This is a genomic window from Pseudomonas sp. B6002, from assembly GCF_013385985.1.
GTDB lineage: Bacteria > Pseudomonadota > Gammaproteobacteria > Pseudomonadales > Pseudomonadaceae > Aquipseudomonas.
This window is the reverse complement of the sequence record NZ_JACAOY010000027.1, coordinates 399-14705: the sequence shown is the minus strand read 5'-3', so window position 1 is coordinate 14705 and position 14307 is coordinate 399. Positions and strand designations below refer to the sequence as shown.

The window sequence follows — 14307 nt, the reverse complement described above, 5'->3', positions numbered from 1 at the left end:
GCGTTCGGCCAGCGTGGTTTTATGGGGCGATTGAGATCAAAAGCAGATCAAAAGCAGGGCGGTGTTGTGTCAGTTGGGGGCTACCAAGCCCAGCTCTTTTGCTTGCGCCACCGGGTCGCTGATGGCTTTGATGCGTTTCGCTTCCGTCACCAATCGCTCACGCTCGGCAGCGGGGATATCGTCCAGCGGCAGCGTGGCAACGCGCTGTTCGTACCCGGCCAGTACCATCACCAGCAGCACATTGCGCTGGTGCCGGGGCAGGGCGCGGGGGGATTGGGTGACGGGGGCGATGGCGTCCAGCGCTTGTTGCGATTGCCCGCCGAGGGCGTAGGCCAGGGCCAGGTTGCAGCGGTTGTCGAGGTCGTCGGGCTTGAGGCTCAGGCTCTTGGCGAAGGCGGTTTGCGCGGCAGCGGCCTGGCCATTGAGGACTTGCGCGACACCCAGGCGGGTGTAGGCCACCGGCAAGCCGCCGAGGTCTGCGGCTTGGCTCAGGGCCGTGACGGCGCGCTGGGTCTTGCCCAATTGCAATTGCGCGGTGCCCAGGCCGAGCAGGGCGTCGGCGTTGCGGGCGTCGAAGCCCAGGGCTTGCTGGAAGGCGCGTTCGGCGCCGAGCGCGTCCTTGGCGTCGAGTTTGGCCTGGCCGAGCTTGAGCCACAGGTCGATGCCGGCTCCCGGTTGCGCAGTGGCACGTTCGTACAGCGCCGCCGCGCTGGCGTAGTCGCCGCGTTTGCTCAGGTCATTGGCCAGTTGCAGCGACTTGTCGGAATCGGTCGCAGGTTTGCTGGAGCAGGCAGCCAAAAGCAGGGTACTGGCGAGCAGGAAATTCTTGGACATCGTCACGACTCGTTGGGCGAAGGCGGACGCCATGTAAGCATATTTTTGATGGCGGTCCTATGCCTGTTCGGCAGCAGTTTCGCCCGCGCCGCCGAAGAGCCGGCGTGGTTCTCCCAGCCTTACGCCTACGTGCTGGTTGACCAGGATGTGCGCAGCGCCCTGGAAGAATTCGGCCACAACCTCGACGTGCCGCTGGTGCTCTCCGACAAGGTGCGCGGCAAGGCCCGCAGCACGATTCGCGCGGCCACCGCCGGTGAGTTCCTGCAGACCCTGTGCAGCACCAACGGCCTGACCTGGTACTTCGACGGCAACCTGCTGTACCTCAATACCAGCGACGAGATCACCACCAAGCTGTTCAAGGCCAGCGCGCTGAACCTGGACCAGTTGCAGGCCTACCTCAACAGCCTGGACGTGTTCGGCCAGCAGCTGTCGATGCGCAATGGCCCCGAGGGCGATGAAGTGTTCGTGTCCGGCCCACCGCCGTACCTGGCGCTGGTGCAGCAGCATGTGGATCACCTGCAACCCAAGGTCGTGGCCGCCCCGGTGGCGCGCGAGCGCGGTGTGCGGGTGTTCCGTGGCGCGCAAGTCAGTACCGAAACCCCAACCCAGTAAAGGAGCAGCACCATGTCCGTTACCCCGATCGACAGTACGCCCGGCACCGGTGGCCCAAGCCCCGAAGCCAAGTTCAATGCCGCGGTGAACAACGCCAAGGCTGCCGATAAACCGGCCGACACCTCCGACACCAGCGATGCCGAATTCAACGATGCGCTGATCACCCAGGCGGTCACCATCGGCGGTCAGTTCATCATCATGCCGAAGATGCAGGAACTGCTGAACGACGCCATGTCCGATGACGACGACGAGTAGGTAACCCTTATGACTATCAGTCTCGCCGCTGGCGCTTCGGCCTTGCCGCCGTCCGCTGGCGCGGGGCCCGCAGGGGCCTCGCAGAATCTGTTCGAGCACATGGCCAATACCGCCAAGGGCATGCCCGAAGGCGCGAGCCCGCACCAGATCGGCTCGGGCTTGATGGAGCGCATGAACAGTTTTATCGACCGCACGCGGGCGTTTTCCGAGCGTGCCGACGTCCTCACCAATAACCCGTCGGCGCCGCCACCAGCCTCGTCGGAAATCCGTACCGCGAGTGCTTCTCCACAAGGCGAGCCGGGTAAAAAAGTCGGCGAGCAACAGGTCGACCAGATCGTCCACTCCCTGGGCAAGATGTTCGACTACTCCATCGAAACCCAGATGGTGGTGCGCGGTGCGACGCAGATTTCCGGTTCCGCCAACACGCTGCTCAAGGGTCAATAACGCCATGCCAAGCCCAAACCGCGCCCTGCGCCTGTTGCTGATCGGCCTGCTGGCCAGCCTGTTGCAGGCGTGCAACACCGACCTCTATACCAACCTCAGCGAGCGCGACGCCAACGCCATGGTCGCGGTGCTGCTGCGCGGTGGCATCCCGGCGGAACGCAAGACCCAGGACAACGGCCAACTCAAGGTGGTGGTCGACGAAGAACGCTTCGCCGAAGCCATGACCCTGCTCGACAACGCCGGCCTGCCGCAGCAGAGCTTTTCCAATATGGGCGAGGTGTTCAAGGGCAACGGCCTGGTGTCGTCGCCGGTGCAGGAACGGGCGCAGATGATCTATGCGCTGAGTGAAGAACTGTCGCATTCGGTGTCGCAGATCGACGGCATCGTGGCGGCGCGGGTGCACGTGGTGCTGCCGGACAACGACTTGCTCAAGCGCGTGATTTCGCCGTCGTCGGCCTCGGTGCTGGTGCGCTATGACCCGGGCACCGACATCAACACCCTGATCCCGCAGATCAAGACCCTGGTCGCCAACGGCATCTCCGGCCTGAGCTACGACGGCGTCTCGGTCACGGCGATCAAAGCGGCCGTCGCCATCAGCCAGAACCCCGCGCAGCCAAGGTTGGCGCGCTTCATGGGGCTGTGGTTGCTGGAAGACAACCTGCCCCAGGCGCGCCTGATGTTCGGCGGCCTGTTGCTGATCGCCCTTGGCGCCCTCGGTGTGTTGGCTCGCCAGCAATGGGCAAGGCGCCAGGCCCAGGCGTTGTATGTACTCAAGGAGGGTGAATGAGCGTGTTTGAACGTTGGCAAGGACTGATCGCCGAGCCGTTGCAGTTTGTGCGCGGGCCCAGCCTGGGCGCGTGTTTTGCCGCTGAGCTGCCGGACGAGGTGCTGCACGCCATGCACCGCCAGCCGCGGTTTCGCCAGCGCCTGGAACAGTTGCTGGTGAGCCATTATCAATTGGCCCCGCTGGACCAGCTGGTGACGCCCCTGGCCGCCGATTTGCCGGTGCTGCTGTTGTCGCCAGCGCAGTTCGCGCGCTTGCCGAGGTTGTGCGGCGCCATCTGGCACGCCTCGACCTTGAGCCGCGAAATTCGCCGCGACGTGGTCAACGAACTGCGCGAAGGCCTCGGCGCTGATGTGTTCAGCCAGGCCTTGGCATTGCGCCAACTGGGCGGTGCGGCGGATTTGCTGCGCGACCCCGGCGAGCTGATCGACGCCATCGACCGCGACGGCCAGGGCTGCGTAGCTACCTGGTTGCACGCCCAGCAGGCAGACCTGCAAGGCTGGCTGCGTTTGCGCTTTGTTTTCCCCCAAGGTCAGAACGCCCGGTTGCCCCGCGACCTGGAAATCGTGCAGGCCGCCGCCGCGTGCCTGGCCGCTGAGGACACCACCCCATGAGTGAATTACCGAGCCGGCCCACGGCGCGCATTCTGCGGGCCGAAGAAGCGGCGTTGTGGACCGAAGGCTTTGCGTTTCTGGAGGCGGCCAAGGAGCAAGCGCAACAGGTCAAGGCCGACAGCGACCAATGGCTGCAGGCCGCCCGCGCCGAAGGCTTTGAAAGCGCACGCCTGGAGGGTGCCGAGCAGGTGGCGCAATTGCTGGTAGACACCCAATCCCAGGTGCAGCACTACTTGAGTGGCCTGGAGGCGTCGCTGGCCGACCTGGCCTTGGGCATCGTGCGCGAAGTGCTGGGTGAGCTGGACAACGCCGAGCGTATCGCGCGCTGCACCCGCCAGGCACTGAGCGCGTTCCGCCAGGACCAGGCGCTGACCCTGTGGGTGCCGCCCGCCGATGTCGATAGCCTGCGTCAACGTCTCAAGTCCGAAGGCCTGGCGATTGCCGTGGACGCCGATGAGCAACTGGGCGCCGGCCAGGCCCGTCTCAACAGCCCCGCAGGCTCTGTCGAGCTGGGCCTGGAAGCGCAGTTGCAGAACCTGCGCCGCAGCCTGCTGCCGTTTGCCGAAGAAGGTGTGGCATGAACCTGCAGCACCTGTTGCCGCGCTTGCATGAGCGCTTGGCCCAGGCCCGCCTGCGGCCGATGCACGGCACGGTGTTGAGCATCCGTGGTGTGCTGTTGCGCGCCAGTGTGGCCGGCGCGAGCATCGGTGAGTTGTGCCAGCTGCGTGACCCGGGCAGCGGCCGCAGCTTGAGTGCCGAGGTGATCGGCTTTGATGGCGACGAGGCGATCCTGTCGCCCATCGGCTCCATGGAAGGCCTGTCGACCCGCACGCAAATCACCGCCACCGGCGAAACCCTGGGCGTCGCCGTGGGCGATGCACAGCTGGGTCGCGTGATCAGCCCCATGGGCGATTTCCTCGACGGTGACGGGCTGGCGCCAACCCTGGCCTTGCAGCATTACCCGCTGCACGCCGAACCCCCTGCGCCGTTTTCCCGGCAACTGATCGTACGTTCGATGGCGCTGGGGATCCGCTCCATCGACGGCTTGCTGACCCTGGCCCAGGGCCAACGCATGGGCATCTTTGGCGAGCCGGGCGTGGGCAAGTCGTCGTTGTTGGCCAGCATTATTCGCAACAGTGAGGCTGATGTGATTGTGATCGGCCTGATCGGCGAGCGGGGCAGGGAAGTGCGTGAACTGCTCGACGTGCAACTGGATGCCAAGGCGCGGGCGCGCACGGTGGCGGTGGTCGCGACGTCGGATCGCCCGGCCGCCGAGCGTGTGCGGGCAGCATTTGTCGCCACCACCCTGGCCGAATATCACCGCGATCAGGGCCGCAACGTGCTGTTGCTGATGGACAGCCTCACCCGTTTCGCCCGCGCCCAGCGCGAAATCGGCCTGGCAGTGGGTGAACCGCCGACCCGTCGCGGTTACCCGCCGTCCTTCTTCTCGGCCTTGCCGCGCCTGCTGGAGCGCGCCGGCCCCGGGCCGACCGGCAGCATCACCGCGTTGTACACCGTGCTCACCGAAGGCGATGCCGCCAGCGACCCGGTGGCCGAAGAGGCACGTTCGATTCTCGACGGGCACATCGCCCTCAGCGCCGAACTGGCCCAGCGTAACTACTTCCCGGCGGTGGACGTGTTGCGCAGCCGCAGTCGCTTGATGGAACAGGTTGCTGGTGATGAGCACAAACGCCTGGCCATGCGCATCCGCGAGTTGATGGCGCGCTATGGCGAGATCGAAATGCTGATTCGCGTGGGTGAGTACTCCGCCGGCAGCGACCCCCTGGCTGACGAAGCCATCAACCGCCACGCCGCGATTGAAGCCTTCCTGCGCCAGAACGCGGATGAGCCGAGCAACCTGGAACAGACCCTGACCCGTATGCGCCAGGTGTTGGCATGAGAACCCAAGGACATACACCGACCCTTTGTAGGAGCCGGCTTGCCGGCGATAGCGGTGTGTCTGACCCACCGCGATCGCCGGCAAGCCGGCTCCTACAAGGGATCTTTATGGATTTACAGAGCGTTGTGCCGGCATGACGAAGGAGCAAACCCGATGAAAACCGATCAACTGCGCACCCTGCAAACCCTGCGGGTACTGCGTGAACAACGGGCCGCCAGCCAACTGGCTGCCCAGCAGCAGCGCTGCGAACAGACCCACGGCGTGTTGACCGACGCCAAGGAACAATTGCGCCTGCACCGGGAAGCCATCGCCGAAGAAGCGCGCCAGGTGTATGCGTCGCTCACCGAAGGCTTGTCGGTGGCCAGTTGGCAGGCAGCCCAGGATCGTCTGCGCGGTTTGTCCGATGATCAGCAACAGCTGGAAAACGACGTGACCCACGTGTCCACCACCCTGCAAAGCCAGGAGCGTGAGCGTGACCTGTTTCGCCAGGAGCGCCTCAGCCGTCAGCGTCAGTCGGACGCCTGGCAAAGCCTGCTGGACGGCCGCGAAAGCGACGAGCGCCGCGTGGGCGAGCTGCGCGACGAAGGCGTCGGCACATGATTGCAGCCCTTGCCGATCCGCTGTCGCTGTGGCTGACCCACTACGACCCGGCGCTGCTGGCGTTGCACAACCAACTGCACCGGCGCCGTCGTGCCTGGCAGGGGCGCTGCGCCGGGCAAGACCTGCGTGTGAGCTGGGCCGCCGAGCCGCAGCCCCTCAACGCGCCACGGGATGTGCTGCTGTTGCTGGGGCGTGCACCGGTGCGCCTGCGTTTGCCCACCACCGCCCTGGAGCAGGCCTTGGCGCCGCTGGCGTTGCAGTTTGACGCGCAGACGCTGCCGTCGCTGCCGCGCTCGTTGCTGCTGGAGCTGGCGGTGCTCGACCTGATCGAAGCCCTCGAACCGCTGCTCGGCCACCCGGTGCAATTGCTGGAGGCCACCGAAGGCCTGGACCAGCGCCCGTTCGCCGTGCACCTGGCCCTGGAACTGAGCTTCGGCAACGGGCCGGCCTTCAGCGCACAGCTGGATCTGAGCGAAGGCGCCGCGGTGCTGGTGGCGCAGTTGTTGACGCAATTGGGCGAGGTCGAACCCGACCCGCTGCCCGGCCTGCGCCAGACCCTGGCGGTCGTCGCCGGCAAACAGTGGCTGAGCCTGGGCGAACTGCGCAGCCTGCGCCCCGGCGACGTGCTGATGCTTGAACCTGGCAGCGGTTTGCTGCTCGACCTGGACGGCCGCTTGCAGGCGCGCTGCCAACACCAGGGTGATGCCTTGCGCCTGCAGGAAGCCTTGAAAGCCCCCCTTTTGGATGCGGAGAACACGATGAGTGACGTTGATGCGGCTGCGGCCCTGGATGACCTGCCGCTGAAATTGGTGTGCCAGGTCGGCAGCCTGGAACTGACCCTGGCGCAATTGCGCGAACTGGGCGCCGGCAGCCTGTTGCAGCTCAACACCCCCGGCGTGGACAGCGTCGACTTGATGGTCAACGGGCGGCGTGTCGGCCAGGGCCAACTGGTGAAAATCGGTGACGGCCTGGGCGTGCGCCTGCTGAGTTTTGCCACCCCATGACCGGTTATCAGCCGAACCTGATCGAGATCATTCTGGTCGTTGCGACGATCGGGCTGATCCCGTTGGCGGTGGTGACACTCACCGGTTTCATGAAGATCTCGGTGGTGCTGTTCCTGATCCGCAACGCCTTGGGCGTGCAACAGACGCCGCCGAACCTGGTGCTGTACGGCATCGCGTTGATCCTGTCGGTGTACGTGACCACGCCGCTGATTGGCGACATGTACCGCCAGGTGGAGGGGCGCGACCTCAACATCGAGCATGTGGAGCAACTCAAGGATCTGGGCGATGCCCTGCGCCCGCCGTTGCAGGCGCACTTGAAGCGCTTTGCCAATGAATCCGAGCGTGGCTTTTTTGTGCAAGCCACCGAGACCATCTGGTCGCCGGAAGCCCGCGCCGATTTGCGCGATGACGACCTGGTGGTGCTGATCCCGGCGTTCGTCAGCTCGGAACTGACCCGTGCCTTCGAGATCGGCTTCCTGCTGTACATCCCGTTCCTGGTGGTGGACTTGCTGGTGTCCAACGTGCTGATGGCGATGGGCATGTCGATGGTCTCGCCGAACCTGATCTCGATCCCGCTGAAGATCTTTTTATTCGTGTCCCTGAGCGGCTGGTCGCGCCTGATGCACGGTTTGATTCTGAGTTACGGCTAACCCTTGTAGGAGCCGGCTTGCCGGCGATGGCGCCCTTGAGGGCCTCATCGCCGGCAAGCCGGGCTCCTACAGGGTGGTGTGTGTTGAGGGGGGAAGATGGGCCAGGACGTATTTTTGTCGTTGATGAAACAGGCGCTGATGACGGTGTTGATGCTCTCTGCGCCCGCGCTGGGGGTGGCGATTATCGTGGGTTTGAGCGTGGGCCTGTTCCAGGCGTTGACGCAGATCCAGGACCAGACGCTGCCCCAGGTAGTGAAGCTGGTGGCGGTGCTGTTGACCATCGTGTTCCTGGGCCCGGTGCTGGCCGGCCAGGTGGCGGAACTCGGCGGCCAGGTGCTGGACAATTTCCCGATGTGGACGCGCTGACCGCCCATGGATGCCAGCCTGACCGCGCAGTTCCTGGAGGTCGCCTACCCGGTGATCAGCTCCGCCTCGCTCGCCGCCTGTCGCGCCATGGGCGTGGTAGTGATCACCCCGGCGTTCAACCGCCTGGGCCTTACCGGCATGATCCGTGGCTGTGTGGCCGTGGCGATTTCCATCCCGATGTTTTTCCCGGTGTTCGAGTCGCTGACCTCGATGCCCGAACACGGCAGCGTGTTTATCGCCGGCTTGCTGATCAAGGAGTTCCTGATCGGCATCCTCATCGGCCTGTTGTTCGGCATTCCGTTCTGGGCCGCCGAGGTGGCGGGGGAGTTGATCGACCTGCAACGCGGCTCGACCATGGCGCAACTGGTGGACCCGCTGTCGTCCGGCGAGTCCAGCGTGATGGCGACGTTGCTCACGGTGATGCTGATCACGCTGTTCTTCATGTCCGGCGGGTTTATCCTGATGGTCGACGGTTATTACCACAGCTACCAGCTATGGCCGGTGACCTCATTCACCCCGGTGTTTGCCAGTTCGGCTTTGCTGGCGGTGCTGTCGATCCTCGACCAGATCATGCGCGTGGGCGTGCTGATGGTCTCGCCGTTGCTGATCTCGCTGCTGATCACCGACCTGATGCTCGCCTACCTGTCGCGCATGGCGCCCAACCTGCATATCTTCGATTTGTCGCTGCCGGTGAAGAACCTGTTCTTCACAATCCTGATGGTGATTTATATCGGCTTTTTGATTCCGCTGATGCTTGACCAGCTCTCCGAATTCCGCGGCACGGTCGAGCTGCTCAAGACCCTGGCAGGCATGGAGTAGCCATGGCCGATACCAGCGAAGAGAAGTCCCAGCCGGCCACGGACAAAAAGCTCAAGGACGCGCGCAAGAAAGGCCAGGTCGCCAAGAGCCAGGACCTGGTGTCGGGCATGGTCATTCTGTTCTGCACCCTGTGCATTTCGATCCTCGCGCCCCGGGCCAAGGCCCAGGTCACTGCGTTGATCGACCTCACCGCGCAGATCTACATCGAACCCTTCGCCACCGTGTGGCCCCGGGTGCTCGACCATGCCGAGCAACTGGTGATCAGCATCACCCTGCCGGTGATGGCGGTGACCACGGGCGTGGTGATCCTGACCAACATCATCACCATGCGCGGCTTCGTGTTCTCGGTGGACCCGATCAAGCCCGAGTTCAAGCGCATCAACCCGGCCGAGGGCATGAAGAAGATCTTTGCCCTGCGCAACCTGGTGGAGTTCATCAAGGGCTTGATCAAGGTGCATGTGCTGGCGATTGCTTTCTACGTGGTGGGCAAGCACGCGTTGCAGGCGTTGATGGAGTCGTCGCGGTGTGGCGCGGAGTGCATGGAGTCGACGTTCTTCCTGGTGCTCAAGCCGTTGGTGTTCACCGTGCTGTGCGCGTTCATCCTGGTGGGCGGGGTGGACGTGATGATGCAGCGCTGGTTGTTCGGCCGCGACATGAAGATGACCCGCAGCGAGACCAAGCGCGAGCGCAAGGACATCGACGGCGACCCGCTGATCAAGAGCGAACGGCGGCGCCAGCGCAACGAGATGCAGGCCTTGGCCACCAAGCTGGGCTTGAGTCGCGCGTCGATGATGATCGGCACCACCGACGGCTGCGTGATCGGCGTGCGCTATGTGCGCGGGGAAACCCCAGTGCCGGTGGTGGTGTGCCGCGCATCACCGGAAGAAGCCTTGCTGATGCTGCAGGAAGCCTATGACCTGGGCATTCCCCACGCGCCGGACAAGGCGCTGGCCGGTGAGATCTACCGCAAGACCGTGCCAGGCGACCCGGTGCCGGATGCCTCGTTCCAGGCCGTTGCGGATTGGCTCGTGGCTGCGCGCCTTATCTGACAAGGTCTTACGCCTGGGGGAAATGCGTGTCGTATTCCAGGCTGAGGGCCTTGGCTTTTGCCGCGTCGAAGCCACCTTCGGCGGCCAGTGCGTCGATGGCCTGGAAGTACGTATCCTGGCCACCCGGCAAGGTCCAGTCGAGCATGCGCGCCACGGTGCTGCCGATGTTCTTGAAGCTGTGGACAGTGCCACGGGGAATGAACAGCAGCGTCCCGGCGCCGACGGTTTGCTCAACGCCGTTGACCCTGACGTGATAGGTCCCTTCGACCACAAAAATGAACTCTTCCTGCGAGTGGTGCAGGTGAGGAGGCGGGCCTTCACCGGGGTTGTGGCTGGCGATGATCACCGAGGTGGCGCCACCACTGGCTTCAGTGCTCAGCAAAATGCGCATGTCGAGCCCGAACGGGTGGACCGGTAAACCGTCTTCAGGCGTGACGACAAGTGGGCGCAAGGGTGATGGGGTCATGGTGTGCCTCCGGTGGCTGTCAGCAGGGAAGGTGAGTCTTGTCCTGACTAAACAGCTGAAGGCGTGTTTTATTCCATCCGCCACGCCCCCCTGTAGGAGCCGGCTTGCCGGCGATGGCGCCCTTGAGATCACCGCAATTTTCAAGGACGCCATCGCAGGCAAGCCAGCTCCCACAGTTGATTTGAGGTGAGGGGGGCGGTCAGCCGTTGTCGACGTCGTGGTACGGCCCGCCGTAGCCGTCGCCCACGCGCCAGATGATGTCGTGGTTGTCGTTTGTCCACTCCGACGGCTTGAGCGAGTACTTGTAGTCCTCGGAGTTGCGGTTGTTGCCGTCGCCGATGTAGTCCGGGTGGTCGCGCCGATGGTCGCCGCCGCGAATGCTGGAGCGCGCATCCCATTCTTCCTTGCGGAAATCAAAGATGCTCTGGTCTTGCGGGGCATCGCGCTGGCCCCAGTCGGACAAGTAGGTCTGCAGCCACACGTAGGCTTCATCGCCATTGGGCTTGAGCAGGCCGTCCTGCTTGAAGTCCTGGATCTGGTTCCAGTTCTGCATCGAGATCTTGTGCAGCTTGTGCGACTGCACGGTGCTGAGGATCGCGCCGACAAACGACAGTGCACCGGAGATCAGGAAGCCCACCGGGCCGAGGAACGGGATGATGCGGCCGGTGACGCCGAGGGTGGTGAGCACGCCGCCACCGGCGGCCACCAGGCTGCTGACGCCACCGGCCATGGACAGCGAGCCGGAGGCGATTTTCACCGGGTCTTTTTCCCGCACGCCGTCGCGCAGGGTGAACGCGGCCTGCACCACGCTGATCACACCACCGGCCACGTCGGTGGCCATGCCGATCACCTTGATCGCGCTGCTGGCGAACTTGGCACCAAAACCGGCACCGGCCACGCCGCCACGGCTGGCGATGCCTTTCTCGATGCCTTCCTGCACCTTCTTCGCGCCTTCATCGCTCCAGCCGCCGCTGTTGAGCACCTTGCCCACGTCCTTGCCGTCATCCATGGCCTGGTCGACGATCTCGAAATACTTCTTCTGTACCGCCTCGGCGTCCTTGGGCAGGGCGTGGTAACCCTCGCCGGGCTTGGCCCACAGGTCGGGCAGCGAGCGGTCGAAGCCCATCAGTTTGTAGGCGTTGGTGCCGCGCAACTTGTCATAGACCTTAAGGCCCAGGGTGGCGAAGTGCGAGCCGGTGCCGAGGAAGCCGAGGAAGTCGTTGGCGATCCCCAGGCGCTTCATCGGCGTGTCGGCCAGCTTGCCGCCCTGGCCAGCCAGTTGGTAGACGATGCGGCCCATGCCGATGGCGCCGCCGACCGAGCCGAGTACGCCGTTGTCCTTGAGGAAGGTCAGGTTCTTCACGAACGAACTGCGGTTCTCTTCGCTGAGGCTCGGCATGATCTCCTTGCTCACCGCGTGTTCGATATCGCTGAAGCTGATCACGCCGTTCTTCTGCCAGGTATCGCCCAGGGAGATCATCGCCTTGCCGAAGTCGGCGGCGGCGCCCTTGTCCTTGAGCAACTGGTCGACGAACTTGGAATACACCCCCAGCGCCTGGCGCGGCAGGCCGTCGGCGCTGCCCTTGAGCATCGAGAGGATGGCCAGGGTGTTGTCCTGGGTGGCCAGGGCGGTGTTGTCATCGCTGATCTTGCTTGGGTCGTCCATCAACTTTTCAACGGCATCGGTGTAGCCGTCGATCTGCAGGTTCTGCAGGAAGTTGTCGGCCTTGGCCGGGTCCACATCCGCCAGGGCGGTGTAGGCGGTCTGGATCTCCTGGGTGGCCAGTTCGGTCTTGCCGTCGTCCTGCAGCGCCTTGATGTACTTGGTGAAGTTCTCCGAGGAGGTGCTGTCGATGAGCTTCTGGTGCACTTCATCGACCTTGGCCTGGCCGCCGTCGACCTTGCCCAGCGCCGCGTCGTGGTTGCTCTTGATGTCAGCCTGGATGGTCGAGTCGCCGAGCAAGTCGCTGATGGTCTTGTCGATGGACTTGGTGTCGAAGATGTTGTCACGCACATCCCGCGAGGTCACATCGATCGGCGTGGTGGCGATGCCCTGGTTGCCGAAGCCGTGCTCGGGAATGATCGACATACCGTTGTCGGCCATGCTCTTGGCTTCCACCGCACGCAGGAATTTGGCGCGCGGGTCGTCCTTGCCGATGCTGCCGTCCTTGACCCCGGCCCGGTAGCTGTCCACCAGGGTTTTCATCGACAGGTCCTGCACCGACAGCGGGTTGCCGCTCTCATCTTTTTCGGTGGTGGCGAGGTTGTCCACCGACACGTCCTTGAGCGGCGGCAGGCCGTTGTCGGCGCGCAGTTTGTCGACGTCGGTGGTCTGCTGGGCGATGTCGGTGCGGTAGCCGGAGATCTGCTCGAACATCTGCGGGTTGCTGTCTTCGCTGACCACGATCTTCTCTTCGGCGCCGCCCGGCTTGTGTTGGGTGAAGGCGATCAGGCCGGGGCCATAATCGCCCACGCCGCCGACGCTCATGATGTCTTCGGTGGACGACAGGTACGCATCCGGCCCGGCCAGGCTGTAGCCGTCGCCCTTGGCCTTTTCGATGCCGGCCAGGGTCTGGCCCTTGGTGCTGTAGGCGGCGAAGGCTTCGGGGGTGATGTCCTTGGACACCACCAGCAGTTTGCCGTCGGTGCCGTTGACCACCAGGATGCCGTCCATGGGCGCATCGACCTTGCTGATATCGCCCAGCTTGAGGCTGGCCTCGTCCTTGCGCAGCAGCTCCTGGCCGGGCAAGGACTGGGCGTTCTTGATGTAGTCGAAGGTCTGGGTGCCTTCGCTTTTGTGCACCGCGTGCAGGAAGTTGTAGAAGCTGCTGCCGGCGTTGGGGTTGGGGTTGCTCAGGTCCGCGCCGGGCTGCGGCAAGGCGGCCTCGGACTGGCTGATCATGTACTTCTTGCCCTGGTGCTCGAAGAGGATCACGCCGGATTTGGGGTCTTCGGAGACCACCTTGAGCTGACTGAAATCCAGGTCGCCGGGCAGGCTGGTGACCGCTTCATACCCTTTGGCCTTGCCCTCGGCGAGGGCCGCCTTGGTCACTCCGGCGCTGTTGAAACTGGCGAAGGCCTCGGGCGTGAGCGCTTCAGAGATCACCAGGGTCTGGCCGCTTTCCATCTCGACCTTGACCACCCCGTCCTTGGCTTCACCCACAGATTTCACATTGGCCAGGCGTACGGTGGGGTCGTCTTCGCGCAGCAGTTGCTGGTCGGGGTTGCCCAAGGCTTCACGAATCTCCTTGCCGGCCGGAGTGCCCTGGGTTTCGGCGAGGGTGTGCAGCAGGTCATAGAGCGGCGTACCTTCATCCGGACCACCCTGATTGACCGGCGCTACCGCGTGGCCGAAGTGCAGGCCCTTGAGGGTGTCGAAGCCTTCCTGGACCTTCTCGGCGCCTTCGCGGGTGATCTTGAATTTGCTACCGTCCTGCTCGAAGTAGATGACACCGGCGTCCTTGTCTTCGGACACGACTTTGAGTGTGTCGATGTCGAGCTTGGCGGGGAGGGCGGTGACTTCCTTGTAGTCGTCGGGCTTGATCTCGCTGGGCTTTTTCAGGGCCTCGCCGGAGTGGGCGGCCAGCACTTTGGGCTTGAAGTTTTTGTCGCCCGACCCGGCGGCTGCCAAGGTCTTGGCCTTGTTGAGCAGGGCGTCGAACACACGTTCCGGTGCCTTGGTTTCGGGGATGCGCGGCGAGGCGGCTTTTTCGGGTCGGTTGATCATTGTTCAGTCCATGTGAGTGGGGGCGCACGAGGACTTGATACTAGGGGGTGGCGGGGGGTGAAAGCGGGATTGTTGGCAAGATCTCACAAGCTTTCACAGGTGTGAAATGTGGGGGTCATGTGGGTGTGCTTGGGGGCATATCCGTTATCTGGGTAACGGCCACTTATGGTTCCGCTCTTACAG

General features: G+C 64.0%; 16 protein-coding genes. 13 read left to right on the top strand and 3 right to left on the bottom strand.

The window, feature by feature from the left end:
• Window positions 1-69: 69 nt before the first annotated feature.
• Window positions 70-834, bottom strand: coding sequence for a tetratricopeptide repeat protein (locus tag HX792_RS26280; protein ID WP_176998807.1), 765 nt, complete (start codon window positions 832-834; stop codon window positions 70-72).
• A gap of 48 nt (window positions 835-882) precedes the next feature.
• Here HX792_RS26280 and HX792_RS26275 point away from each other — a divergent pair, with 48 nt between their 5' ends.
• The 13 genes from HX792_RS26275 (at window position 883) to HX792_RS26215 (ending at window position 9931) form a co-directional block, all read left to right on the top strand.
• Window positions 883-1446 carry a type III secretion protein gene (locus HX792_RS26275; protein WP_176998806.1) on the top strand — a complete coding sequence of 188 codons (564 nt, stop codon included), beginning with the start codon at window positions 883-885 and terminating at the stop codon, window positions 1444-1446.
• A 12-nt stretch (window positions 1447-1458) separates the two neighbouring features.
• Window positions 1459-1701 (top strand): hypothetical protein, encoded by a 243-nt coding sequence (locus HX792_RS26270; RefSeq protein WP_176998805.1) that lies wholly within the window; start codon window positions 1459-1461, stop codon window positions 1699-1701.
• A gap of 9 nt (window positions 1702-1710) precedes the next feature.
• Window positions 1711-2145 (top strand): hypothetical protein, encoded by a 435-nt coding sequence (locus HX792_RS26265; protein ID WP_176998804.1) that lies wholly within the window; start codon window positions 1711-1713, stop codon window positions 2143-2145.
• 4 nt (window positions 2146-2149) lie between these two features.
• Window positions 2150-2932 (top strand): type III secretion system inner membrane ring lipoprotein SctJ, encoded by a 783-nt coding sequence (sctJ, locus tag HX792_RS26260; protein WP_176998803.1) that lies wholly within the window; start codon window positions 2150-2152, stop codon window positions 2930-2932.
• On the top strand, window positions 2929-3543 hold the full coding sequence (locus HX792_RS26255; RefSeq protein WP_176998802.1) for a type III secretion protein: 615 nt from the start codon (window positions 2929-2931) through the stop codon (window positions 3541-3543). The genes sctJ and HX792_RS26255 overlap by 4 nt, the downstream gene beginning before the upstream one ends.
• Window positions 3540-4124: a FliH/SctL family protein gene (locus HX792_RS26250; protein WP_176998801.1), complete on the top strand. Its 585-nt coding sequence runs from the start codon at window positions 3540-3542 to the stop codon at window positions 4122-4124. The genes HX792_RS26255 and HX792_RS26250 overlap by 4 nt, the downstream gene beginning before the upstream one ends.
• Complete coding sequence (locus HX792_RS26245) at window positions 4121-5443, top strand: FliI/YscN family ATPase (RefSeq protein ID WP_176998800.1); 1323 nt, start codon at window positions 4121-4123, stop codon at window positions 5441-5443. Before HX792_RS26250 ends, HX792_RS26245 begins: the two co-directional genes overlap by 4 nt.
• A gap of 153 nt (window positions 5444-5596) precedes the next feature.
• Window positions 5597-6043, top strand: coding sequence for a hypothetical protein (locus HX792_RS26240; protein WP_176998799.1), 447 nt, complete (start codon window positions 5597-5599; stop codon window positions 6041-6043).
• Window positions 6040-7047 carry a type III secretion system cytoplasmic ring protein SctQ gene (gene sctQ, locus HX792_RS26235; protein WP_176998798.1) on the top strand — a complete coding sequence of 336 codons (1008 nt, stop codon included), beginning with the start codon at window positions 6040-6042 and terminating at the stop codon, window positions 7045-7047. Before HX792_RS26240 ends, sctQ begins: the two co-directional genes overlap by 4 nt.
• Window positions 7044-7697 (top strand): type III secretion system export apparatus subunit SctR, encoded by a 654-nt coding sequence (gene sctR / locus HX792_RS26230; protein WP_017137580.1) that lies wholly within the window; start codon window positions 7044-7046, stop codon window positions 7695-7697. The genes sctQ and sctR overlap by 4 nt, the downstream gene beginning before the upstream one ends.
• Before the next feature lie 96 nt (window positions 7698-7793).
• Window positions 7794-8063 (top strand): EscS/YscS/HrcS family type III secretion system export apparatus protein, encoded by a 270-nt coding sequence (locus HX792_RS26225; protein WP_016969171.1) that lies wholly within the window; start codon window positions 7794-7796, stop codon window positions 8061-8063.
• A 6-nt stretch (window positions 8064-8069) separates the two neighbouring features.
• A complete protein-coding gene (gene sctT, locus HX792_RS26220) occupies window positions 8070-8882 on the top strand; it encodes a type III secretion system export apparatus subunit SctT (RefSeq protein ID WP_176998797.1) in 813 nt (270 codons plus the stop codon).
• 2 nt (window positions 8883-8884) lie between these two features.
• Window positions 8885-9931, top strand: coding sequence for an EscU/YscU/HrcU family type III secretion system export apparatus switch protein (locus HX792_RS26215; RefSeq protein WP_176998796.1), 1047 nt, complete (start codon window positions 8885-8887; stop codon window positions 9929-9931).
• A gap of 7 nt (window positions 9932-9938) precedes the next feature.
• Here the strand turns inward: HX792_RS26215 and HX792_RS26210 are convergent, their stop codons facing one another.
• Complete coding sequence (locus HX792_RS26210; protein WP_176998795.1) at window positions 9939-10397, bottom strand: cupin domain-containing protein; 459 nt, start codon at window positions 10395-10397, stop codon at window positions 9939-9941.
• Window positions 10398-10596: 199 nt separating this feature from the next.
• A complete protein-coding gene (locus tag HX792_RS26205; protein ID WP_176998794.1) occupies window positions 10597-14124 on the bottom strand; it encodes a hypothetical protein in 3528 nt (1175 codons plus the stop codon).
• Between the last annotated feature and the right edge of the window lie 183 nt (window positions 14125-14307).